The organism is Bacillus sp. IS1, from assembly GCF_032461585.1.
In the GTDB taxonomy this organism is placed as follows: domain Bacteria; phylum Bacillota; class Bacilli; order Bacillales; family Bacillaceae; genus Bacillus; species Bacillus velezensis.
Window position 1 is genome coordinate 1 of sequence record NZ_JAWCWR010000025.1, and the last position, 499, is coordinate 499.

At 53.1% G+C, this 499-nt stretch carries 1 rRNA gene; it reads left to right on the forward strand.

Annotated elements, in window-relative coordinates:
- Positions 1–88: 88 nt before the first annotated feature.
- Positions 89–499: ribosomal RNA gene (locus RUW00_RS22795) — 16S ribosomal RNA — on the forward strand; the annotation flags it as partial.

A 499-nucleotide genomic window follows, 5' to 3' on the forward strand; every position in this document is an offset into this window, starting at 1 on the left:
TCTTTGAAAACTAAACAAGACAAAACGTACCTGTTAATTCAAAGTTTTAAATAAATCGCACAGCGATGTGCGTAGTCAGTCAAACACTTTATCGGAGAGTTTGATCCTGGCTCAGGACGAACGCTGGCGGCGTGCCTAATACATGCAAGTCGAGCGGACAGATGGGAGCTTGCTCCCTGATGTTAGCGGCGGACGGGTGAGTAACACGTGGGTAACCTGCCTGTAAGACTGGGATAACTCCGGGAAACCGGGGCTAATACCGGATGGTTGTTTGAACCGCATGGTTCAGACATAAAAGGTGGCTTCGGCTACCACTTACAGATGGACCCGCGGCGCATTAGCTAGTTGGTGAGGTAACGGCTCACCAAGGCAACGATGCGTAGCCGACCTGAGAGGGTGATCGGCCACACTGGGACTGAGACACGGCCCAGACTCCTACGGGAGGCAGCAGTAGGGAATCTTCCGCAATGGACGAAAGTCTGACGGAGCAACGCCGCGT